Source organism: Cyclonatronum proteinivorum (assembly GCF_003353065.1).
Classification (GTDB): domain Bacteria; phylum Bacteroidota; class Rhodothermia; order Balneolales; family Cyclonatronaceae; genus Cyclonatronum; species Cyclonatronum proteinivorum.
In genome coordinates this window covers 2,644,967-2,668,263 of sequence record NZ_CP027806.1, presented here as the reverse complement: position 1 = coordinate 2,668,263, position 23,297 = coordinate 2,644,967, and the positions used below count along the sequence as shown (strand labels likewise).

The 23,297-nt window shown below is 51.9% G+C and carries 15 protein-coding genes; 8 read left to right on the top strand and 7 right to left on the bottom strand.

What is annotated here, in order from left to right; all coding sequences use genetic code 11:
* Window positions 1-126 precede the first annotated feature (126 nt).
* The 4 genes from CYPRO_RS10185 to lon form a co-directional block, all read right to left on the bottom strand.
* Window positions 127-2,343, bottom strand: a complete 2,217-nt coding sequence (locus tag CYPRO_RS10185) for an APC family permease (RefSeq protein ID WP_114984513.1) — start codon at window positions 2,341-2,343, stop codon at window positions 127-129.
* A 98-nt stretch (window positions 2,344-2,441) separates the two neighbouring features.
* A complete protein-coding gene (locus tag CYPRO_RS10180; protein ID WP_114984512.1) occupies window positions 2,442-2,957 on the bottom strand; it encodes a cupin domain-containing protein in 516 nt (171 codons plus the stop codon).
* A 200-nt stretch (window positions 2,958-3,157) separates the two neighbouring features.
* The gene (rsgA, locus tag CYPRO_RS10175; RefSeq protein ID WP_114984511.1) at window positions 3,158-4,111 is read right to left on the bottom strand and encodes a ribosome small subunit-dependent GTPase A; all 954 of its coding nucleotides are present in this window, start codon (window positions 4,109-4,111) and stop codon (window positions 3,158-3,160) included.
* A gap of 409 nt (window positions 4,112-4,520) precedes the next feature.
* Window positions 4,521-7,022, bottom strand: a complete 2,502-nt coding sequence (lon, locus tag CYPRO_RS10170) for an endopeptidase La (protein WP_114984510.1) — start codon at window positions 7,020-7,022, stop codon at window positions 4,521-4,523.
* Between the two features lie 139 nt (window positions 7,023-7,161).
* On the opposite strand from lon, the gene CYPRO_RS10165 reads away from it, so the two are divergent.
* Together CYPRO_RS10165 and CYPRO_RS10160 are read left to right on the top strand one after the other, a co-directional pair.
* Window positions 7,162-7,455, top strand: a complete 294-nt coding sequence (locus tag CYPRO_RS10165; protein WP_114984509.1) for a hypothetical protein — start codon at window positions 7,162-7,164, stop codon at window positions 7,453-7,455.
* A gap of 195 nt (window positions 7,456-7,650) precedes the next feature.
* On the top strand, window positions 7,651-8,547 hold the full coding sequence (locus tag CYPRO_RS10160; protein WP_114983194.1) for an IS982 family transposase: 897 nt from the start codon (window positions 7,651-7,653) through the stop codon (window positions 8,545-8,547).
* A 77-nt stretch (window positions 8,548-8,624) separates the two neighbouring features.
* On the opposite strand, the gene CYPRO_RS16565 is transcribed toward CYPRO_RS10160, so the two are convergent.
* From CYPRO_RS16565 to CYPRO_RS10150, 3 genes are all read right to left on the bottom strand, one after another.
* On the bottom strand, window positions 8,625-8,768 hold the full coding sequence (locus tag CYPRO_RS16565; protein ID WP_164682691.1) for a hypothetical protein: 144 nt from the start codon (window positions 8,766-8,768) through the stop codon (window positions 8,625-8,627).
* A 144-nt stretch (window positions 8,769-8,912) separates the two neighbouring features.
* Window positions 8,913-11,276, bottom strand: coding sequence for an ATP-dependent helicase (locus CYPRO_RS10155; protein WP_114984508.1), 2,364 nt, complete (start codon window positions 11,274-11,276; stop codon window positions 8,913-8,915).
* Window positions 11,277-11,607: 331 nt separating this feature from the next.
* Window positions 11,608-12,300, bottom strand: coding sequence for a DUF6992 family protein (locus tag CYPRO_RS10150; RefSeq protein WP_114984507.1), 693 nt, complete (start codon window positions 12,298-12,300; stop codon window positions 11,608-11,610).
* Between the two features lie 250 nt (window positions 12,301-12,550).
* Here CYPRO_RS10150 and CYPRO_RS10145 point away from each other — a divergent pair, with 250 nt between their 5' ends.
* The 6 genes from CYPRO_RS10145 to tnpC all read left to right on the top strand — a co-directional run bounded on the left by CYPRO_RS10145 (window position 12,551) and on the right by tnpC (window position 21,938).
* Complete coding sequence (locus CYPRO_RS10145) at window positions 12,551-14,071, top strand: M16 family metallopeptidase (protein ID WP_114984506.1); 1,521 nt, start codon at window positions 12,551-12,553, stop codon at window positions 14,069-14,071.
* A 15-nt stretch (window positions 14,072-14,086) separates the two neighbouring features.
* Window positions 14,087-16,204 carry a M16 family metallopeptidase gene (locus tag CYPRO_RS10140; protein WP_114984505.1) on the top strand — a complete coding sequence of 706 codons (2,118 nt, stop codon included), beginning with the start codon at window positions 14,087-14,089 and terminating at the stop codon, window positions 16,202-16,204.
* 312 nt (window positions 16,205-16,516) lie between these two features.
* Window positions 16,517-18,703: a response regulator gene (locus CYPRO_RS10135; protein ID WP_114984504.1), complete on the top strand. Its 2,187-nt coding sequence runs from the start codon at window positions 16,517-16,519 to the stop codon at window positions 18,701-18,703.
* 954 nt (window positions 18,704-19,657) lie between these two features.
* Window positions 19,658-19,954, top strand: coding sequence for an IS66 family insertion sequence element accessory protein TnpA (gene tnpA / locus CYPRO_RS10130; protein WP_114982753.1), 297 nt, complete (start codon window positions 19,658-19,660; stop codon window positions 19,952-19,954).
* 2 nt (window positions 19,955-19,956) lie between these two features.
* Window positions 19,957-20,325 (top strand): IS66 family insertion sequence element accessory protein TnpB, encoded by a 369-nt coding sequence (tnpB, locus tag CYPRO_RS10125; protein WP_114982754.1) that lies wholly within the window; start codon window positions 19,957-19,959, stop codon window positions 20,323-20,325.
* 101 nt (window positions 20,326-20,426) lie between these two features.
* Window positions 20,427-21,938, top strand: a complete 1,512-nt coding sequence (gene tnpC / locus CYPRO_RS10120; RefSeq protein WP_114984503.1) for an IS66 family transposase — start codon at window positions 20,427-20,429, stop codon at window positions 21,936-21,938.
* Window positions 21,939-23,297 lie beyond the last annotated feature (1,359 nt).

Sequence of the window (23,297 nt, the reverse complement as noted above, 5' to 3'; positions counted from 1 at the left end):
CGGATGTGAAGCTTGTTTGCAGGCCGTAAATACAGTCAGAAAATAAGTTTTACAATATACCCATAAAATCGGAAAGGCGTGGAAGCGGAATCCGCCGGATTGCAGTCGTTTTCTTTTGGGTGAGGCTTACTTGTGGCTGATGAAAATTAGGGCTGTATCGGTTTTTTCGGCCATTTCAATCGGAATCTGCCCGAAAACTTTGTTGTTGGTACCGCTCTTGCCCAGCCCCATGATGACGAGATCATGGCTGTCCGTAAGTTCGACGAGGGTTTCCCGCACCGTGCCGCTGATGATGATGCGGCAGTCGCTTTTCTGCGGGATGATGCGTCCGGCGAAGCGCTCGAGGCTCATGAGCTGTTTCTCCTGATCTTTTTCGCTGGTACCGGGCGGCATAATCTGAACAAAGGTGAATTCCGGCTGAACCGTCCGCCACAAGCTGGAGGCAACCCGGGCACGCAGGGCGTCATGACTTTGATGTCCGGCAACGGGGATGAGCACTTTTCGGGCCTGTGAGATTTTCCAGCCGGGATAGGGCTGACGGAATACCACGACATCACAGCGGACGCGCTGAATGAGGCGCTCGAGGTTGTCGGTCGTTTGCAGTTCGCTCAGAGAGCTGAGTCCGAGCAGCATGCTGCGGCACTGATGGACTTTGGTTACCCGCTCAATTTCTTCCCAGGGACCGTTGGCGATGGTCGTGAGGGCGTCGGGGCGCATGCCGCTGTCGAAGGAAGCCATCAGGGCTTGCTGCATGGCGTCGCGGTTATTGGTGAGGCGGCGCGCGAGTTCATTGCCGTCGTCGCTCGGGGTTACGATCGAAAGCAGCAGCACCCGGCCCACGACAGGCGGGGCGAGCGCATTGGCCACGAACACCATCGATTCGGCATTCGCCGGATTGGAAATCGGCAGCAGTACCAGCGGCTGCAATCCGCGCAGACGGACGATTTCGGGATCAAGGGCTTCATCCGTTGCGTCAATCACCCGCGCACGCTGTACAAAAAACGAAATGAAGAGCACGGTGCCGAGGATGAGCCAAATCAGGGAAATAATACCTGCGGCGGGAACGGCTACAGCCTGAAAAAAGGCGAGTCCGAAGCAGGCCAGCATGCCGGTGATCGGCAAATAGGGAAACAGGGGGACCCGAAAGGTGTCGGCTTTGGTGAAGCTGCGTGTGCGCATGAGCATCATAATAATGTTACCCAGCGCAAAGGTGATCAGAAAGATAAGGCTTGACGCAGCCCCGGCAGCGGCCACATCGGGCAGTACCAGAATAAGCAGGCCCACAATGCCGCAGGTCGCCAGCACAGCCGGCACAGGGGTACCGTGTTTTTTGCTGATTACAGAAAGGTGATGGCTGAGGGTGCGGTCATTGGCCATGCTCAGCGCTATGCGGGAAGCGGCAAAGAGGTTCGCCTGAAGGGCCGAGAGCATAGAAAAAATACCCGCTACCAGTACAAACCAGAACCCAAAAGCCCCTAAGAAATTTTGCGCGGCAATGGCTATGATGGTCTCCGGATTTTCCGCACTCAGGCTCATTAGGTTGTCCCCGGTGCCGACACCGGCTGTCATTACGACAAACAGCAGCGGCAGGTAAATCGTCATGCCGACCGCAATGGTTGCCACCATGGCTTTGGGGATGGTTTTTTCCGGCTTTTTGATTTCACCGGCGGTTGAGGCAATCAGGTCAAAGCCCTGAAGGGCAATAAAGGTGAAGCCCATAGCCGCAAGCAGGCCGGTAAAGCCGCCCCCAAAAAAAGGCTCAAAGCTTCCTTTGATCTCACTGAAAGGCATTTGAACCGTTGCGGCAAGTCCGCCCGCAATCAGTATGGCGAACACGCTGAGCTTCGCAATATTGGCAAAAGCACCGCCACCGCCGTTGCTGCGAAGCAGCTGAAGCGCGTAAAACAACAGCGCGCCCAAGCCCAGCACGGTCGTCATAGCCGGATTGCCGAAGAGTTCCTGCACGGACGCATGCGGGATTTGCTGCAGCGCAAAAACAGCAAAGGCCCCGAAACCCAGGGCGTAGAGTACGGCCGCAACAAGGGAAGCAAACCAGACAACCCATCCCACCCCAAAAGCAACCTGCACCGTGAACACTTTTTTAGCATAGGTGTAGGTGCCCCCGTTCTGCGGATTGGCCGCCGCCATTTCCGCAAAACTAAGTGCTGTGATCAGGGCGATGATCCCGTTCAGGACAAATGCCAGAATAGCCGAGGGGCCGCTGACCGAAAATCCGACCCCCGCAAGGGCCAGAATACCGCCGCCAACCATGGCCCCGACGCCAATGCCGGTGGCCCCGAAAAAGCCGATTGAACGATTTGATACCGGAGAAGCTGCGCTCAAAAGAGTTCTGATTAAGATTTATGGATGTCGCAGATGATAAGCTGAAAAAACAAAGGCCCGCAATGCAGGCCTTCAAAAATACAGAGAAGCAGGTTAATTCATCGCCCGAAATCGTCTTCTACACGCACAATGTCATTTTCATCAGAGGGATAGTTAGGGTCGGTATGTTTCCAGATTTCCGCAACAATGCCCCAGTTTTCAAGTCCGACCAAACGGTGCCGTTCACCTTGCTTGAGTTCAACAATGTCTCCGACGGTCAGTTTCTGAACATCCCGCTGTTGGTCGTCAGGGCTTACAATAACGCCGGCTTCCCCGCCAATCACTTTCCAGATTTCCGCCCTGCGGTGATGGTACTGCCAGGAAAGGCGCTTATCCGGCTCGACCAGGAGAATCTTGGGACTCAGTTTGGTGAATGCCTTAAAGTCTGACATGGTGAGATGTGGAAAAAAAGCTTCGATAAATCTCGAAGCTTCAGATTCGCCAATCACAAAAAAGCCGCCCCACGGCCGCATATCATCCACATCCGAAATAATGAAGTCATGCTTGCGAATGAAAGCTTCAGCTTGGTCAAAAACTTCTTCTCTTGGCGTTTGGGGGGTAAAGTTCAGACTCATAGTGGTTGCACCGTTGAAAGAATGATATGATATTGTGAAAGGTCAGATGCCGCATTCAGGCACTTCATAATCCTCGTATAGTGTATTTTTTAAAAGCCGGATAGCTTAAAAATATGCTGCGACAGATCGGTTAGTATTTGGCTTGAATATAGGGAATTTTAACTGATCATGAATGCTGACATGAAAATAAATTGCAGCGCCTAACCGCGTTTTCTACTGCCTGCAGAGCGGTTTTCATCTTCCAGGGATTCATAGATATTGATGTAGGATTCATATCGTGAAGCCGCAATTTCACCGGCCTTAAAGGCTTCCATTACGGCACATCCGGGCTCGTGAAGGTGCGTGCAATTGTAAAATCGGCAGTTTTGCTGACGCTCCCGCATCTCGGGGAAAAAGCCTGCAATTTCATTCAAATCAAAACCTACGAGGCCGAATTCACGGATACCGGGTGTATCGGCCAGATATCCGCCAAAATGCAGGGGGATGAGTTCCGCGAAGGTTGTGGTATGCTTCCCTTTATTCGAAAAGGAGGAAACCGCAGAAACGGTGCGGTTCAGGCCGGGCTGCACCGCATTCAGTAAACTTGTTTTGCCGGTACCCGAAGGACCGATAAAAACAGAAGTCTTGTCTTTCATGCAATCCTGCAATTCGGCAATGCTTTCTTCATCATAAATGCTCGTCAGCAAAACTTCATAGGAGAGACTGTCATATATTTTGAGCATGTTTGCCACAAGGTCAGCGTCTTCATCCGTGCCTAAATCAGTTTTGTTCAGGATGATGAGCGGCCTGATGTGATGGGCTTCCGCGCTAATGATGAAGCGGTCGATGAAGCCTGTGCGAAACTGCGGTTGCTGTACCGCCTGCACCACAAAAGCCTGATCCACATTTGAAACCAGAATATGCTCTCCTTTTCTGCCGTGCGTAGCTTTTCGGGAAATTTTATTTTTTCGCACATCAATTTCTTCAATTAGTCCGCTGCCGTCTTCAAGTTCGCGGTAGCGCACCACATCGCCCACGGCAATAGGATTGGTTTGTTTGAGCTCCCGCAGGCGAAATTTCCCCGGAATCTGACACTGTATCACGGTTTCGGTATCAGAAAGAGACAGCACACTGTACCATTTCCCGGTTGATTTTATGACACGGCCATTCATCATAGTACCTTTGATTTTGCAGAAACGCTTTTGTGGGTGTTTAAACTTGGTTTAATCCGCATTATTCACTAGGAAAGTTTCACTTTGTTGGAATCGCTTCGCCCGGTGCGCAGTCTTTACGCCACAATCAAATTTGGGCTGCCAGTGCATTTCACTAAGCCAAATTCAAACATACATTTTGAAAATAAATCCTGTTTAATGGTGAATCATGCGGGTTCAAAGCAATGTAGCCCAATCCCGGCAAACAAAGAAAATAAATTCATGAAACCCCCATTGCTTTCTAATACCAAACTTTTATATTAGTATTAAGTCAAAAAAAAAGCTTCGGGGTCTCAGCCCGAAGCCTTTGTATGTGCTTATGTATCCTTCAATGTACCAATAAACGGGTTTTGTAAAGTTACGGTAAGATAACTTAGGGGGTAGGGTGTTTAGTTCCCGCTAATTTCCCGTTTTCTTCAATTTTTTTGAACTTAAGGGCAGGCTGTTCGACGGCCTCACGCTCAAGCACCAAATCGAGCAGGGTTTCCATCCGGTCAATATAGCGGAATTCAAGCCCCTGAATGATATCAGCCTCGATTTCGTCTACGTCTTTCTCATTTTTGGCAGGAAGCAGAACCGTTGAAATACCGGCCCGTTTGGCTGCCAAAACTTTTTCCTTAATACCGCCAACAGGCAGAACGGCCCCGCGCAGGGTGATTTCTCCGGTCATGGCAATGGTAGATTTTACCTTGCGCTGCGTAAAAATGGAAGCAACGGCAGAAAGCATGGCAACGCCGGCACTGGGCCCGTCTTTGGGAACCGAGCCCGCCGGAACGTGCAGGTGCAGGTCCCACTCTTTGAATGCATGCTGCGGAATACCGAGATCGTCGGCTATCGTTTTAAGGTGCGAAACCGCCAGGCTCGCAGATTCCTTCATCACGTCGCCCAGCTGACCGGTGATCTGAATCTTACCGGAACCGCGGGATACGCTTGCTTCAATGAAGAGAATGTCGCCGCCGTAGGGCGTCCAGGCCAGGCCGGTTGCCACGCCCGGTACGGTTGTGCGCTCGGCCACATCGCTGAAAAAGCGGCGCTTGCCGAGAATGTCTTCAACCGCCGCCTTGTCAATGCTTCTGTTTTCGATATCATCCAACGCAATACCGGTCGCGACATTTCGGGCAACCGAACCGATTTCACGGCTTAGATTCCGAACCCCGGATTCCCGCGTGTATCCGTCTATAATTGCATGAATCGCGGCTTCGTCGAAGTCCATCTGCGCTTCCTTCAGGCCGTTCTCTTCGCGCTGCCGCGGAATCAGATACTTCTTCGCAATCTCTGTTTTTTCCTCCAGCGTGTAGCCGCTGATGGGGATAATTTCCATGCGGTCGCGTAAAGGCGCGGGGATGGTCTCCAGCGAGTTGGCCGTAGCGATGAACAGCACCTTGCTCAGGTCGTACTCCAGCTCCAGGTAGTTGTCGTAAAACGTGTTGTTTTGCTCCGGATCGAGCACCTCGAGCAGGGCAGAAGTAGGGTCGCCCCGGAAGTCCGCCCCTACTTTGTCGATTTCATCTAACATCATTACCGGGTTGCTTGCGCCGGTTTTTTTCATGTTTTGGATGATACGCCCCGGCAGCGCCCCGATGTAGGTCCGGCGGTGACCGCGAATTTCGGCCTCATCCCGCAGGCCGCCCAGACTGATACGCGCAAACTTGCGGTTGATTGACCGCGCAATGGATTTCCCGAGCGACGTTTTTCCTACACCCGGGGGGCCGTAAAAACACAAAATCGGCGCTTTCATATCCTTTTTGAGCTTCAGCACCGCAAGGTACTCGATGATACGCTTCTTAACTTTTTCGAGTCCGTAGTGATCTTCATCCAAAACGCCGCGCGCTTTTTTGAGATCGAGCTTATCCTTCGTGAATTTATTCCACGGCAGATCAATAATGGTCTCCACATAGTTCAGAATCACGCCGTGATTCGGCGCCTGCGCGGGCGTTCGCTCAAGCCGGTCGAGCTCCTTGGTCAGGGTTTTCCAGACGTCCTGCGGAAATTCCTTTTTGCGCTTTTCGGCACGGGCACGCAGCTTTTGCACTTCCTGCTGCTCGGTGCCTTCGCCCAGCTCTTCCTGAATGGCCTTGAGCTGCTGACGCAGGTAGAAATCGCGCTGTTGCTCGTCAATATCCGTTTTCACTTTCGTGCGGATTTGCTCGCTCAGGCTCAGCACCTGCAGCTCTTTTTCAAGGTGCTGAATCACGGTTTTCAGCCGAACCGAAAACTCCCGTATTTCGAGCAGGCGCTGTTTTTCCTCAATGCCCACATTCAGGTTGGACGCAATGAAGTTCAGCAGAAAGTTCGGACTGTTGATGTTGTTGATGGCGACAACCGCTTCGGATGGGATATTCGGCGATTTGTTCACAATTTGCGCCGAAGTCTCCTTTACGCTGCGAATCGCCGCGTCGAGCTCCAGGCCTTCCATGTCGGCCACATTTTTATAGGGGCTCACGCTTGCCTTAAAGTACGGCTCAAGCGTCTGAAACTCGTTAATCTGAAACACGCTCTTGCCCTGAATGACAATGCTTTTGCTGCCGTCTGGCATTTTGATGAGCTTCAGAATTTGGGCAACGGTTCCGATCTGATACAGATCACCGGAGCCGGGGTCTTCCATTTCTGCGTCTTTTTGCGATACAATACCGATGATCTTATCGGTCGCATAGGCGTCCTTGACCAGCTCCAGCGAGCGGTCGCGCCCGACCGTTATGGGTATGACAACCCCCGGAAAAAGCACGGTGTTTTTTAACGGAAGAATCGGAAGGGAATCCGGTATGGATGATTCACTCATTTGGCGCTCTTCTTCCTCAGAAAGCAGGGGGATGGCTTGTTCAAAATCCTCAAGGCGTCCGTCTCCGAATAGTAAATCAGAATATTTGGGCTTCATAAAAAGTCAGATAGTTCAGTTGAGCTTCCACACAACAGGCATGCAGTTTCAGTACGGGAAGCATTAGTTTGGCCCTTAAAGTTCAAAACAAGCGCCAAGATTCAGCCTCACCCCAATTAGGCAGGAAAAAGAGAGAACAATGCTCAAATTCAGCCATAATATCCGGCTGTATGCCAAAATTTCAGCACCGCAAAACGCTGACGCGCAAACCTCAAAAAAAAACATGTTCCCCCACCACGGGCCTGATAAGCGGTTCATGCTGTTGTTTTTTTTGGGAAAACCCCGTGAACATCAGGAGCTGCGGGAGCAGATCAAAAACCCCAAATCAAAGATAGGTCCCTTGCTTTTTTGGGGAAGCACGTTGCGGATAGCGGCTGAGCAGATCAGTCATACATGTGCGGCCTTGGCAGCAGGCAAATTTCCTGGTGAATAATCCGGGCTAAATACCACAGGGCCACGGCTACACCCACCCCCCGCATTTACCCTGTTCGCATAAACCTGAGTTCGATTAATAATTAGGCTAAAGTTGATCGACAAATTGTTGAAAAAGCACAATTTATATGTCGGATAAGTCACAACAAATTGCTATATTAAGTCTACCAATAACAACAACATAGCAAAATAAGTCATGACATTATCCGACAATAAAATTACCGAAATATACTGCCTGGTTGACAACTTCTGCATCGGCTTTCATCGCTCAATGGCCAAGCATATGCTTGGAAATACCCCCAAGCGAAAGCCAAATCTGTCTACCAGCGAGGTGATCACAATTATGATTCTGTTTCATCACAGTGGATATCGCACCATCAAGTGCTTCTATACTCAATATGTCAAGGTACACATGTGTCATCTTTTCCCCAAGACCGTTTCATATAATCGCTTCGTTGAGCTTATGGCTGGTGCCAATTTGCCGCTGGCATTATTTGTCAAAGAGTGCTGTATGGGAAAGTGCACCGGTATCTCATTCATAGATTCCACTCCGCTGCGTGTGTGCAAAAACAAGCGTATATCCAACCATAAAGTCTTCAAGGGCATTGGCCAGTTGGGTAAATCTTCAATAGGATTTTTCTTCGGATTTAAACTTCATCTGGCTGTCAATGATAAGGGAGAATTGCTCAACTTCCTGATTAGTCCGGGAAATATGGACGATCGTGATCCCCTTAAAAATCCTAACTTTATCAAAGCTTTTACAGGAAAAATGTATGCAGATAAAGGCTATATCTCAGCGGCACTGTCCAGGATTTTGTTTGATGACGGCATTCATCTGATTACCCAAATACGCAAGAATATGAAAAATTGCCTGATGAGTCTTAATGACAAAATCCTGTTGCGAAAGAGATCTGTTATTGAGACCATAAATGATGAACTCAAAAACATGTGTCAAATTGAACATTCCCGTCATCGCTCTTTCGCTAACTTTTTGTCTAACCTGCTGTCGGGATTAGCTGCCTATTCCTTCTTTCCCAAAAAGCCCGCCATAAAGTATGAATCCGTTCATACTAACCAATTAAGCATGATTTAAAATCGAACTCAGGTCATAAAAAAAGCCCTAACCTGAGAAGAATCAGATTAGGGCTTTTTAGAATAGCGGCTATGTAATTACCGGAAATACTTTGGAGATTCTTCCCGCTCGACCGGTATGCGCTTGAGTTCAGGTTTGGGCGGGCTCACTTTCTCTTTGAGCTCGGTCCAAAGTTCGCTTAGTACGTCGGCGAGGCGGTCCTGCCAGGAATAATGTATCATAATAAAATTTTTGGGTTGGGTCTGATACCCGTTCCAATCAAAAGAGTTTCAAGATAGTCAGGTTTTGTTTCATTAACGAATTCGTAAACGGCACGAATCATTCCTAAGTATCAGACCCGTAAAGCCGGAAACGACGGCTGCAACCTACCGGATGATTTTGAGCTTAGCCAAACGGACGAGTAGCTTCTTTTGGCCGTGCCCCTGAAAAAACACGGTGAGTTTCATATTGGGCCCGCTGCCTTCCCGACCCATAATTTTGCCTTTTCCGAAGTTATCGTGGAACACGCTTACACCCACCGCGAGGTCGTCAGGACTCTGAATATCGTAGGTGACGCCGTCGTAGCTGGCTTTGGGAGCCTGCGGCTTCGGCCTTGTTCGTCCGCCCGATGGTGCGGCTGCAGGCGAGGCGGTCTTTTGCTGATAGCGGTTCTGCGGAGCCAGCCTGCGGTCGTATTCCACATTGTAGCCGCCTGAGCTGAATGAGCTTCCGAAACCGTCTTTTTGCCGGATGGTTGCCCCGGTTTCGGTGCGCACGACAGCCGGGTCCACTTCATCAAGAAAGCGCGAGCGGGCCATGCGCTTGGACTCTCCGAATCGGGTGCGCTGTTTGGCAAAGCTGAAAAACAAATCTTTCTCGGCCCGGGTGATGGCCACATAAAACAGCCGGCGCTCTTCTTCGAAATCGGCTTCTTCGCCGTTGCGCCCGCCAATGGGGAACAGCTCTTCTTCCAGACCGACCACAAAAACCACGGGAAACTCCAGCCCCTTCGCGGCATGAACGGTCATCAGGGTTACGGCGGGCTGGTTTTCGTCATAGCTGTCGGTATCCGAATACAGACTTATTTCCTGCAGGAAGGTGCTGAGGTCGGCGTCGGGCCGGGCTTCTTCATGCTGCGCAATGGCGTTGATAAGCTCCATCACGTTTTCGCGCCGCGTGAGCGACTCGTGCGTGTTTTCTTCCACAAACTGTTTTACGTAGCCGGTGCTTTCCAACAGCTTGCGGGTGACATCAACGAGGCTCGTCTCATCATCGGTCATGAGGTCGCGGCATTCGTCTATCACGGCTTTGAAGGCTTTCATGCTGCGTCGGGCGGGGCCGTGCGACACGACCTGATCGGCCTGTTCGAAAGCGTCCCATATGGTGACTTGCTGTTTGCGCGCAAACTGAACGAGATTTTGGAGCGACTTGTCGCCAATGCCCCGGCTCGGCTCGTTGATGACCCGCAGGAGCGCTTCTTCGTCGTTGGGGTTCACGAGCAAGCGCAGGTAGGCGATCACATCTTTGATTTCTTTGCGCTGATAGAAGGAAATGCCGCCCACAAGCTGATAATTGATTCCTTTGCGGCGCAGCACGTCTTCATAGACCCGGCTCTGATAGTTGGTGCGGTACAGAATCGCGCAGTCGTTGTTGGTGTAGCCGCGCTTGAGCTTCAGCTCGTGCAGCTTGCCCGCCACGCGGTTGGCCTCGTCGTACTCGTCGAAGCTTTCGAGCAGCGTCACCGGGTCGCCCTTGTCGTTTTGGGTCCAGAGCGTTTTGTCGAGCTGATGTTTGTTCTGCTTGATGATGGAATCCGCGCATTTCAGGATGGCCTGCGTCGAGCGGTAGTTTTGCTCCAGCGGAATCTGCGCCGCGTTCGGGTAGTCGGATTTGAAGTTCAGGATGTTGGAAATGTCCGCGCCCCGGAAAGAGTAAATGCTTTGCGCGTCGTCGCCCACTACGGTGATGTTTTCGTACTTGGCCGCCAGCATTTTGGCAACTTTGTACTGCGCATGATTGGTATCCTGATATTCATCAATGAGGAGATAGCGGAAGTAATCCTGATATTTTTCCAGTACTTCGGGGTGCTGTTCGAACAGCTCGGAGGGCAGGGTGAGGAGGTCGTCGAAGTCCATGGCGTTGCTCTGACGCAGACGCGTCTGATAAATCGGGAAGACCTGACCCGCGATGTCATCCATGGAGCTGCGCACGAATTTTTCCTGAAACTCATGCGGACTCACGAGCTGATTTTTCGCCCCGCTGATCCGGAACCGGATATCGCGCGGCTTCACTTCCCGCGGATCAAGGCCCATTTCCTTAATGATGGCCTTCACCGAGCGCTCGCTGTCGTCGCTGTCGTAAATGCTGAAGCTTGAGGTGAATCCCAGCTTTTCGGCTTCGATCCGCAGGATGCGGGAGAAAATCGAGTGAAAGGTGCCCATCCAAAGCTTGGAAGCCGGCGGACCAATCAGTTTCTGAATCCGCTCGCGCATTTCGGCAGCGGCTTTGTTGGTGAAGGTGAGCGCGAGGATGTTCCAGGGATTGGCCTTTTTTTGGGCAAGGAGGTAGGCAATGCGATAGGTGAGCACCCGCGTTTTCCCGCTGCCCGCGCCGGCAATAATCAGCAAGGGTCCGTCTCCGTAGCTCACCGCCCGCCCCTGATTTTCATTCAGTCCTTTTAACAGGGCCTGAGCCTGTGTTTGGGATGATGTGGACTCGCTTGGATCGGCTTCGAGCTTGAACGTGCGCATGAAGTGGGTTTGATTTTTTGGGATGAAAGTATGGCGGAGAAAATAGGGAAATCTGCCAGAGAATGGCACCCAAACTTTGGCAGTCCGGAAGGATGAGTTGCCCGGGAGCTGTGACGATTTGAGGCAGTTGCATGCGGCGTGTGTGCAGGCCGGGTGACTTCATTACAGTCTCCCAAACCCAAAAAGCAAGGGACCCATCTTTGACTTGGGAACCTACAATCTTCCACGAAAGACCGTGATGTTCACGGAGTTTCCCCCAAATAAAAAAAACAAGGAAATGGCCGGTAGGCCTGTAGTAGGGCTTCTGAGGTGCGTTTCGGGGGGCGCAGAATCAGAAACCGAAGCTGAGGGTGAGGCCGTGAATGAGTTGCGTGCTGCCATCGGGCAGGGCGGTGAGGAAGGTGTCAGGCAGGGCGCTGAGGCGGCTGAGGCGATCAGTGGAGTGCCAGAGGAGCCAGGCGTCGAAGGCCATGAGGAAGGCGCCCTGAACCATGAAGGCGCTTCCGAACTGCCGGACGCGGCTGGTGCTGCCGAGGTAGTTCATGGTAAAGCCGGTGGCGATGTAGCCTGCGTTGAGTCCGGAGTTGATGGCGAGGATACGGTTGAAGAGCATTTCGTCGCGGAGGACGGAATCAAAGGAGACCGCGGCGGTGTAGGTGTCCGCGCCGGCAAGGGCAAAGCCGGCAATGGCAGCATTGACGAGGCCCCATCCGGCGGTCATCAGGCCGAAGTCGCGGTAATCGGCGCTGCCGAGTGCCAGGGCGCTGCCGCCGAGCACGTTCAGGCCGCCCCAGCCCAGTAAAATGAGCATTGCGAGGTTTTCTTGCGAAAGCCGCTCCTGACCCAGCGGGAACCAGGGATTGGGGTTTGTTTCTGCCGCTTCGGCGCTGATTTCTGGAAGGCTGAGGTCTGATGGGATTTGCGATTGCAGCTGCGGGAAGGCTTCGGTGGGGAGGAAGAGGAGGGTCAACAGCAATAGGGTGAAGTACTTCAACAGGAGGGAAGAGGATGGCGCGGGATTCATGGGCGGGTCGGTTTTCGGGTGGGGATAAGCGGGGCTTCAGGGTCGGATGATGAGGCGGTTTCTGAACCCTTCGAACCGTATCCGCATTTCTCACGTTCGGTCGGGTAAATCGGTTCAATCTCCTTATTTTAAGCGCTTATAAATGCGATTGTTGGGAAGTGTTTGCCCCTGATTCGCGAAATCGCAGAACAGCCGCTGTAGGTACAGCGCAGAAGCTTGATTACACCACTCAAAAACATCATCATAATCCATGAGATACTTCAAAACAATACTTGTTTCGTTACTTTTGCTGATGGCTGCCGTACCGCAGCTTCAGGCACAGAGTCTGGAAGCATTTGAACAGCGGGTTACCGAGTTCACGCTCGATAACGGGCTGCATTTTATCATCATTCAGCGGGATGTGGCGCCGGTTGCGACTTTTGTGACCTTCGGCAATATCGGGGCAGTCGATGAGCCGGTTGGTCAGACCGGTATTACGCACATCTTCGAGCACATGGCGTTCAAAGGCACGCACACCATAGGCACAACGGATATCGAAGCCGAAATGCCGCTGATTCAAGCGCAGGATGACGCCTACCGTGCATGGCACCGGGAATCCACAAGTCACAATCCGGATGAGGAACTTGTTGCCGGGCTTTGGGCCGAATTTGAGCGGCTGCGTGATGAGGCGCAGGAATTTGTGGTCAACAATGAGTTCTCCATGATTATTGACCGGGAAGGCGCTGTTGGCATGAATGCTTTCGTGAGTGCCGACGCGACCGGCTATTTTTACAGCCTGCCGCAAAACCGGGCGGAGCTGTGGTTCAAGCTTGAATCAGACCGTTTTATGAATCCGGTCATGCGCGAGTTTTATCAGGAGAAGGATGTGATTTGGGAAGAGCGCCGCGACCGCACCGATAACAATCCGATCGGGCGACTGATTGAGGAGTTCAATTCCATTGCGTTCTCGGCACATCCGTACCGGAATCCGCCCATTGGCTGGCCGTCTGATATCGACGCGGTAACCATTCGCGAAACCCTTGCTTTTTACGATACCTATTTTATTCCCCAAAATCTGACCATGGCGATTGCCGGTGACGTGGATCCTGCCGAAATGCGTCGCCTGGCTGAGAAGTACTTCGGAAGCTGGCCTGCGCGCGAAGATTCCCCGCGGGTCGTGACCGTTGAGCCGCCGCAGCGGGGCGAGCGTCGTTTCACGATTGAAGATCAGAGTCAGCCCATACTTATGATCGGCTACAAGAGCGTAGATGAACAGCACCCTGACTTTGCGCCCATTAGCATGCTGGCTTCGATTCTGTTTGACGGACGCACATCCCGCATGTACCGCAGCCTTGTGGTAGATGAGCAGCTTGCCCTTCAGGTTCAGGGCTTTAACGGCTTTCCCGGCACCCGTTTTCCGGGCTTGTTTCTGGTTCTTGGCGTGCCCAATGCCGGTGTAGAAACCGCTGAGATTGAGCAGCGCATTTATGAGGAGATCGAGCGCATTCAGCAGGAAGGCGTTACGGAATCCGAGCTTGAGCGCGTACGCACACAAGCGCGGGCTTCGACCATACGCGGCCTTCGGAGCAATATGAACATTGCGCTCTCCTTCGCCGAAACACACGCACGTACCGGCGACTGGCGCAACACCTTCCGCGATATCGACCGTCTTTCTGAGGTAACGGTTGAGGACATTCAGCGCGTAGCGCAGGAGTATCTGATCCCGCGTGCCCGTACCGTCGGCAAAATTATTAATGCGGAAACACCCGTAGCTTCCGAATCTGAAAACTGAAATTGATAAGTACCCATGAGAAACCTTTTTAAAAGCCTGTTTTTTACCGGTACCGCGGCGGTCCTGTTCGCTGTTGGTTGTGCCGGTCCGTCACAAACAGCTGAGGAGCCGGAATTCCGGTTTATTGAACGTCCCGAAACCCTGGTGTTTCCGGAACTCAACCCCATTGTTGTGCCCGAAGTACACAGCTTCGAATTTAACGGCATTACCTTTTTCCTTGTGGAAGACAACGAAGTGCCTTTGATAAACCTGAGCAGCGTAATCCGCGCCGGTTCCTGGATGGAGCCGCGGGATAAGGTCGGTTTGGCAAGCATTACGGGGGAAGTCATGCGCTCCGGCGGTACCCCTAATTTCCCCGGCGACGAGCTGAATGAAATGCTCGAAAGCCGCGCGGCTTCCATTGAAACGTCGTTCGGACTCACTTCCGGCAGTGCAAGCATGAGCGTGCTGAAGGAAGATTTTGAAGAATTGCTGCCCATTTTTATTGAAGTGCTTACGCAGCCGGCCTTCCCGCAGGAGAAGCTTGACCTTGCGCTTACGCAGCGCCGCAGCGTGATCGGCCGCCGCAACGATCAGCCTTCCGGCATTGCAACCCGCGAATTCCGCCATCTGATCTACGGCAGAAACAGCGTGTTCAGCAGCGTACAGGAGTACGACGATCTCAACAACATCTCCCGCGAAGATCTGGTTGATTTTCATCGTCAGGCCATCAACGCCAACAACCTTATGATCGGCCTTTCCGGCGATTTTTCTGCCGAAGAAATCCGTCCGGTTCTGGAGCGCTATTTTGGTGAAATCGAGCAGGGTAGCCCGAATACCTTCGACTTCCCGGATGTCGCCTACACCGACGGACCTTCTATCAACTTCGTGCCCCGCACCGAAATGAATCAGAGCATTATCCGCATGGGGCACATCGGCGGCTTCCGCGACAATCCGGACTATGCTGCCCTGCAGGTGATGAACCAAATGCTGAGCGGCGGATTTTCCGGCCGCCTTTTGCAGGAAGTACGCACCCGTCAGGGACTTGCCTACTCGGTTGGCGGCTCCTTTGGCAGCGGCACCCTGTTTCAGGGACAATTCTTTGCGGGCCTGAGCACCGCGAGCGAAACTACGGCCCGCGCCATTGAAGCGACCATTCACGAAATCCGCCGCCTGCAGGATGAGCCGGTAACGCAGGAAGAGCTGGATGAAACCCGTGAGCGCTTCCTGAACTCGCTTGCGTTTCGCTACTCCAGCCGTTCCGCTGCACTCAGCGAGCAGATCAACAACGCCTATGTAGGCCTGCCCTTCGACGCCTTTGAGCAGTATGTAGAAGAAGTTCGTCTTGTGACTACCGAAGACATTCAGCGCGTAGCCCGCGAATACCTGCGTCCCGAAGCCCTGCACATTCTCGTAGTCGGAAACCCGAACGAGATTGGCGATCAGCTTGAGCGCTTTGGTCCGGTCAATGAAATCGACATCAGTATTCCGCGTCCCGGTGCTTCAGCGCCCCGCGCGGTTGTCTCCGGCGATACCGAAGCGGGTCAGCAGTGGATCAGCCGCATGGCAGAAGCCGTACTGAACGGCGCCTCCATCGAGACCCTCAGCTACGAAGGCAGCCTTGCGTCAAGTCAGCTGCCCCCCGGCATGACGGTCGATGTGGATGTCAGCTATAATTTCAGCACCAACAGCGTGGTTCAGGTGCTCAACACGCCCATGGGATCGCAGACCATCGGCTACGAAAACGGCGCCGCCTACGTGGAAGCTATGGGGCAGCGTCAGAATCTGCCGTCCGAAGCCGCGGCTTCTTACGCCAGAATGCTCGAAACGCACTATGTAACACTCTCCCACAAAGCGGCTTCCGGCGAACTACAGGCGGCCTACACTGGCACCGAAACCATCAACGGGCGCGAAGTCGCCGTGCTCGTACTCCCCGAGTCCGAAACCACCCTCAAGCTTGATGTGCAGACCTCCCTGCCGGTGCAACTCAGCTACATGGAGTTCGTGCCGCAGCTCGGTGCAGAAGCAGAAATGGTGATGACCTTCGAAGAGTGGACGAGTGGCAGCGGCATACAGGCCGCACGCGTGCAGCGTCAGCTCATGGATGGTGAAGAAGTTTCGAGCTTCACCTTCACAACGCACAGCGCTGAGTAAACAGTTATAAAACAAACGAAATAAAGCCGCACGCTGTTGAGGTGCGGCTTTATTTTTGCCTTTTTGAAGGGGGAATGACTGAATCAGAAAGCGATAGGAATCTGTGGCTTATATCGAAAAATCATATTATAATACGTATATTAGATTAATGATTTTTTATAAGCTCATCTTACACAGCCGTTGGTCTCAGAAATTTTTGTATAAGCTTCAATGACCTGTGAGAAACTCAAATGAGATGGTGATTTGAAAGGTAAAAAACAATCGGTAGCCACTAAAAATCTCCTGGTTTTAGTCCTGTCCTTCCTGCCCTTTATGGTTGGGATAGGATATTCCGTGTATAACAGCCCGGAGCGCTCCTACTTTAGTGAAGCTATTAACATGGCAGGTTCGCAGCGCATGCGGACCATGCTCATAGCCAACTACGCGCAGCAGCTTAACGCCGCTTACACGGTAAATGAAAGAAATGCCGGATTCAGCGTTGACGCCGCTGAAATTCTGACCTCAGAGTTGCAGGTCTACCGCCGCTTTGCGACAGCCCTCTTACAGGGAGACCCTGAGCTGGGCGTTGCCCCCAATCACGTACCGGAGATCAAAGCACACCTGAGCCGGATTGAACCGGATGTTGCAGCGTATATCAGAAATGCGGAACAGCTTCTCCGTACGCCTGAGCAGACTGAATATGTGCTGGCAATCGTACATTCTGCCATGCAGCTCAAGAATGAGTTTGATGTAGTGACCGGCATGTATCAGGCAGGCAATGACAAGCTGATTGCACGGCAACGGCTGATAGATATGCTTCTCATCACCTTCGCGCTCATCATTACGGTCATTGGTTTATTTCTGACCCGGAAAATCCGTCGTCAGGAAGAAAGCCTCATCATCGCAACAGAGCAGGCCGACGCAGCAAGCAAGGCCAAGTCACAGTTTCTGGCCAACATGAGCCATGAAATCCGCACGCCCCTAAACGGTGTTATCGGCTTCACGGATCTCCTGAAGGAAACAGAGCTCTCCGACGCGCAAAAGCAGTATGTGGAAAGTGCCAACATATCCGGCCACATTCTGCTTGGTATCATCAACGATATCCTCGATTTCTCAAAAATTGAAGCCGGTATGATGAGCCTGGAATCCAATAAGACAGATATCATCGAGCTCATCGAAAACAGCGTTGAAATCATCCGGTTTGCAGCCGACAAAAAAAGGCTGGAAGTCCTCCTCAACGTAGGAAAAAACATCCCGAGATATGCCTGGACGGATCCTGTCCGACTTAAGCAGATTTTGGCCAACTTATTGGGGAATGCGGTTAAATTCACCGAAGCAGGTGAGATTGAACTCCATGTAAGCTGCACGCCTCTGGACGACGTACAAAGCCGACTCCGTTTTGAAATCAGAGATACCGGCATTGGCATCAGTGAAGAAAATCAGAAAAAGCTGTTCCGTCACTTTTCTCAGGCTGATATCTCTACAACCCGCAAGTACGGCGGCTCAGGTCTGGGATTGGCTATCTCGCAGATGATTGCACACAAAATGGGCAGCAGCATTCACATGCAGAGCGAAGAGGGTAAAGGAAGCGTCTTTTCATTCGAAATTACAACGCGAACCGAAAACGGTAATCAGCTCAGTCCGGATGATATCAGTCATATCCGGCACGTGCTCATTACGGATGACAATGCCAACAACCTGACCATTTTGGAAAACCTTCTAATCCGAAACGGCATACAGGTTACAAGCTGCCGTTCCGGCGCGGAAACCCTGAAAGAACTCGAATCCGGGGCTGATCACTTTGACCTGTTGATTTGCGACTACCACATGCCCGAAATGGACGGGCTTGAGACCATCCGCCGTATCCGCACACAGCTGAACCTTGGCCCGGATACCCTGCCGGTCATCCTCCTGCACTCCTCTTCTGATGAGATCGCCATTGGGAAATTCTCCCGGCAGTATCAGGTCTATGCCCGAATGACCAAACCCCTCAAAGCCACCTTGCTTTGGAACCGTTTCGCCGAGCTCAGGGCCAAAGGCCGTGACAACGGTCAGCTTGCTCCGTCAGAGACCGAACACAAAAGCGGGCAGGAGAAAAAGGGATCCGATATTGCTGCAAAGATTCTCATCGCCGAAGACAATGCCATGAACATGCACATGATTTCTGCCCTCCTCAAAAAGAACTACCCCAACGCGACCCTGATTCAGGCCAAAAACGGGGAAGAAGCCATCGCGCAGAACACCAGGCACCAGCCCGACCTCATATTAATGGACGTACAAATGCCTGAACGCGATGGCATTTCCGCAACCCGCGCCATCCGCATAGACGAACAGGAATCCGCCGCAATCAGACACGTCCCCATCATCGCCCTCACCGCCGGCGCCCTCAAAGAAGATCAGGTCAACTGCCTCAATGCCGGCATGGACGATTTCCTCACCAAACCCATTGACCCCACCCGCTTCAGCAAAACCATCAACCGGCATCTCCAGCCCCAGCCCCACGAAAAACCCGCCCAATAAAACCAAACGCAGCAGCACAACCTGCAAGCCCTGTTCTTCGCACCTTATAAAAACCATACAGCCCAACAACCCGCGACCGCAGTAAAACGGAAGCCACGTATTTTTTTGGGTAAAACTCAGAGAACATCAATGCCTCTGTCATAGATTAAACACCCCAAAGCGAAGATCAATGCGTTGCTTTTTTTTCACACACGACAAAACCGGCCCCCAAACCAGCTCACGGTTTTTTAACAGGATTTGTAAGATTCTCAGGATAATCAGTATGAGTTAAATCCAGCTTCAAAAAACCAGAAAAAAACTCCGAAGCTGACCCATTAACGCCACGAAGCCAAAACTCCCCTCTGCGAGAGGGAGTTTGGAAGTGCAGTGTTAATAATACTTTCGGGGTCTTATTTGCATTGTTTTTTTTGGTTCAAATTTCTGAAACGCCAGTGAGCCAAACTCCCCTCTGCGAGAGGGGTGGCCCCGGGAAATGTCAAGTCAGCGCATCTGAACTACAAACAGTTGAAAAAATAAAAAAGGCCCCAATGATGACGGGCCGGGGTGTGACCACCCCAATACCAGAATTCAACTCCTAACGCCACGAAAAAAAAACTGCAGAGAGATCAGTGCAAAAAATATGTGCCATCTCCAAACCAAGCCCTGAAAGGGCGACATACCAAAGCCCGGGGTGCCAACCCCGGGAACACGGCCCACCAAAATAAGAGCCCTAAAAGGGCGTCATACCATCGGACGTAAATCACGCCTGCAACCTTCGACCCTTCATGCGCATTACGGATACAGACGGTAATTTACCCTCGAAGCCGCACCCGCACCGCTCCTTCCATTCATCAACCACTCCCACACCCCGGCCCGCCGGCATTGGGGCGTAGAGATGGTTTTAAATCGTAAGCATCCCACCAACTGCATCTTTATCTGCATAGTTTTGGTTTTGTAGCTTGCGCCAAAAAAATTATGGCTACAACGAAAGAACAACGCATGTTTGCCTTGGTAGATCAGTGGCGTGCCAGTGGTGAACTTCAGGCTAACTTTTGCCACCGGCACCAGATTACCACATCCACCTTCAGCTATTGGGTGACCCGTAAAAATAAGGCGGAGCAACAAACTAATAATAGCGGGTTCGTGCAGGTTGAACCCGCCGGGCCTGCACCGAAAGCCGGTCAGGTCGAACTGACTTATCCCAACGGGGTACGCCTTCGCGTTGATGGTGCGGATGTGGCTTTCATTAGCAAACTAATCCGGGTCTGGTAACTATGTTTGGTCTCAACAGTACCCATACCTACCATTTATACCGCAAGGCCTGTGACATGCGCAAAAGTTTTGACGGACTCAGCGGGCTTGTTCGCAACGAGCTGGGGCGTGAACCCGCATCCGGTGACGTCTTTGTCTTCGTCAACCGCAGCCGTACTCTCATCAAGTTGCTGCAATGGCAGTCAGGCGGATATGTACTGTACTACAAGCGGCTGGAACAGGGTACCTTTGCCGTACCTGCCCTTGGGGCTGACACCACGCGGATTCGCTGGCCCGAACTGGTGGTGATGATTGAAGGGATCAAGGTGGAACACAGCGGGAAGCTGCCGTGCAACCGGCTTAAAAATGAGCCAGAACAGGCCGGTAATTAAAAGACTAAAGCCGGAAAAAGTCAGACAAATAAGAAGCAAAAAACAATTAAAAGCCTTCTTTTTTTTGTAGTATAAGAGCATGTTATTGCTTATCTTATTGGATGCAAATAACACTCGAAAATATGTCCAAAGCCCAGCTTATTGATCACGCCAATAAGCTGCAGAAAACCGCTGATGTGCTGCAGGAAAAGCTCGCCCGCAAGGACGAACTGATTGCCCAATTACAGCGCATGCTGCATGGACAAAAAAGCGAGCGCTTCGAGCTACCCAAAAACCAGCTGCCCCTTCCCTTTGAACCCGACCCCGCTCACAAGGCTCAACAAGCTGAGGTCCACGAACAGAAAATCAGCTATGTGCGCACCAAAACAGCACGGCCGAACCACAAAGGACGGCTGAAGCTGCCGGATCACCTGCCCGTAGAGGAGGTGGAAATCTACCCCGAAGGTGACCTCTCTGAGATGGTATGTATAGGCAAAGAAGTGACCGAAGAGCTCGATCTCAAGCCTGCATACCTGTTTATTCGCCGGTACATTCGTTACAAGTATGCAGATAAGTCCGCCGAAGCCAATCCAATCCATATTGGCGAACTGCCCGAGCGGGTTATCGAAAAGGGTATTCCGGGCGCGGGGCTGCTGGCAAGCATTCTTATTGATAAATATGCTGACCATCTGCCCTTATACCGGCAGGTGCAGCGCTTGCGGCGGCAGGGCGTAGATATAGCCCGTTCCACCATCGAAGGCTGGACACGTCAGGGCCTGGAGAAGCTGACCATTCTCTACGATCACCTTGTAGCCGAAACCAAGTCACAAGGCTACCTCCAGGTAGATGAAACCCGCATAAAAGTACTGGAATCCAACAAAAAAGGCGCCGCGCATCAAGGCTGGTACTGGGTATATTACGCCCCGATCAACGGTAGTGTACTGTTTGAATACCAGCCTACCCGCAAGCGGGCCGGGCCTGAGAAGATGCTTGACGGATTCCGGGGCTATTTACAAACCGACGGCTTCACCGCTTATAAACGTTTAGGCGCCACACCGGGGATCACTCCTTTGGGGTGCTGGGCCCATGCGCGGCGTAAGTTTGACAAGGCATTGACCAACGATGCCGCGCGGGCGGGCTACGTTTTGACGCAGCTACAACAGCTGTATGCCGTAGAGCGCATGGCTCAAACCAATCAGCTCACCCCCGCTGAGCGCAAAAAGCTTCGGCTCGAACAGAGTCTTCCGGTTATCAATGAACTGGGTAAGTGGATCCCTCAGGAGTACAAAAAAGTGCAGCCCAGAAGCGCCATTGGTCGGGCCCTGGCCTACTGCATCAACCAGTGGGATCAACTGTGCGAATACCTGATGGACGGTCATCTGGAGATTGACAACAACCCGGTAGAGAACGTGATTCGCCCCGTAGCACTGGGGCGCAAAAACTACCTGTTCGCTGGTTCACACGAAGCTGCCCAACGCGCGGCTATGATCTACTCCTTACTGGCCATTTGCAAAAAACATCAGGTTGACCCCTACAAATGGCTGCGTCATACCCTGCAAAATATCAGCACCACCAGGTACAACGAAGTGACAAGTTTGTACCCTCAGAACTTTAAAGCAACATGTAGTTCGTAGCGCGGATACTTTAAATCGATAAAGCTTCATCAACCCTATCAAACTCATATAGGGGCCACCCCTCTCAAGAGGGGAATTGTGAAGTGCTGTGGTATAATTACTTTTGTGGCCCCATTTGCATCGTTCTTTTTGGTTCAGAGTCCCGAAAAGACCCCGAAGTCAAACTCCCCTCTGCGAGAGGGGTGGCCCCGGGAAAGGCCGAACCAGAGCCTCAGAACTACAAACAGTTGAAAAGCTCATAACGGCCCCAATGGTGACGGGTCGGGTTGTGACCGCCGCGATACCGGAATTCACCTCTTTACGCCACGAAAAAAAACACCCTGCACAGAGATCGAGACAAAAATATGCACCAAAACCTAACCAAGCCCTGAAAGGGCGACATACCAAAGCCCGGGGTGCCAACCCCGGGAACACGGCCCACCAAAATAAGAGCCCTGAAAGGGCGACATACCATCGGGCGTAAATCACGCCTGCAACCTTCGACCCTTCATGCGCATTACGGATACAGCTGGTAATTTACCCTCGAAGCCGCACCCGCACGCTCCTTCCATTCACGCCCAATCAGCTTGCACCGAAACCCACAGGCTTCGACCACCACTCCCACACCCCGGCCCGCCGGCATTGGGCCGTTGCAAACGTTCAAAAACAATAAAGTTTTATCAACCCTATCACACTCATATAGGGGCCACTCCTCTCAAGAGGGGAATTGTGAAGTGCTGTGATAACAATACTTTTATGGCCGTATTTACATTGTTTTTTTGGCTTCAAAGTCCTGAAACGCCACAGAGCCCAAACTCCCCTCTGCGAGAGGGGTGGCCCCGGGAAAGGCCAAACCAGCGCCTCAGAACTACAAACAGTTGAAAAGCTCATAACGGCCCCAATGATGACGGGCCGGGGTGTGACAGCCGCGATACCGGAATTCAACTCCAGACGCCACAGAAAAAAAACACCCCGCACAGAAATCGAGACAAAAATATGCACCAAAACCTAACCAAGCCATGAAAGGGCGACATACCAAAGTCCCGGATGCCAACCCCGGGAACACGGTTCAGAATTTGTGTATTTATTGCAAGAATAAAAGTTGTAGCGATACCTGATATGTTCCGGACAGCAGATTAATCAGCTTACAATAAGGTTCTATGAATAATCTCGCACAGGCCATAATACAGGTTTTGCTGCCATCGGGTTTTTATATTGGCCTGTCAGCTTACATACAACCAAACAATTCAAAACCTGATAAGTAAATTTAATCCTGTAATTTTTTTTTTGCAGGTGTGAATGTAGGGGGCTGTGCGTATGTTAGGAATGCGTCTAAATTAAATAAATTCCATTCTTGTGAAATTTACTTTTTTGCTATCG

Excerpts from the sequence above, each read along its gene's own strand:
- CYPRO_RS10180 (WP_114984512.1), bottom strand. The coding sequence starts at position 2,957 with ATGAGTCTGAACTTTACCCCCCAAACGCCAAGAGAAGAAGTTTTTGAC.
- rsgA (WP_114984511.1), bottom strand. The coding sequence starts at position 4,111 with ATGATGAATGGCCGTGTCATAAAATCAACCGGGAAATGGTACAGTGTG.
- lon (WP_114984510.1), bottom strand. The coding sequence starts at position 7,022 with ATGAAGCCCAAATATTCTGATTTACTATTCGGAGACGGACGCCTTGAG.
- CYPRO_RS10165 (WP_114984509.1), top strand. The coding sequence starts at position 7,162 with ATGCTCAAATTCAGCCATAATATCCGGCTGTATGCCAAAATTTCAGCA.
- CYPRO_RS10160 (WP_114983194.1), top strand. The coding sequence starts at position 7,651 with ATGACATTATCCGACAATAAAATTACCGAAATATACTGCCTGGTTGAC.
- CYPRO_RS16565 (WP_164682691.1), bottom strand. The coding sequence starts at position 8,768 with ATGATACATTATTCCTGGCAGGACCGCCTCGCCGACGTACTAAGCGAA.
- CYPRO_RS10155 (WP_114984508.1), bottom strand. The coding sequence starts at position 11,276 with ATGCGCACGTTCAAGCTCGAAGCCGATCCAAGCGAGTCCACATCATCC.
- CYPRO_RS10150 (WP_114984507.1), bottom strand. The coding sequence starts at position 12,300 with ATGAATCCCGCGCCATCCTCTTCCCTCCTGTTGAAGTACTTCACCCTA.
- CYPRO_RS10145 (WP_114984506.1), top strand. The coding sequence starts at position 12,551 with ATGAGATACTTCAAAACAATACTTGTTTCGTTACTTTTGCTGATGGCT.
- CYPRO_RS10140 (WP_114984505.1), top strand. The coding sequence starts at position 14,087 with ATGAGAAACCTTTTTAAAAGCCTGTTTTTTACCGGTACCGCGGCGGTC.
- CYPRO_RS10135 (WP_114984504.1), top strand. The coding sequence starts at position 16,517 with ATGGTTGGGATAGGATATTCCGTGTATAACAGCCCGGAGCGCTCCTAC.
- tnpA (WP_114982753.1), top strand. The coding sequence starts at position 19,658 with ATGGCTACAACGAAAGAACAACGCATGTTTGCCTTGGTAGATCAGTGG.
- tnpB (WP_114982754.1), top strand. The coding sequence starts at position 19,957 with ATGTTTGGTCTCAACAGTACCCATACCTACCATTTATACCGCAAGGCC.
- tnpC (WP_114984503.1), top strand. The coding sequence starts at position 20,427 with ATGCAAATAACACTCGAAAATATGTCCAAAGCCCAGCTTATTGATCAC.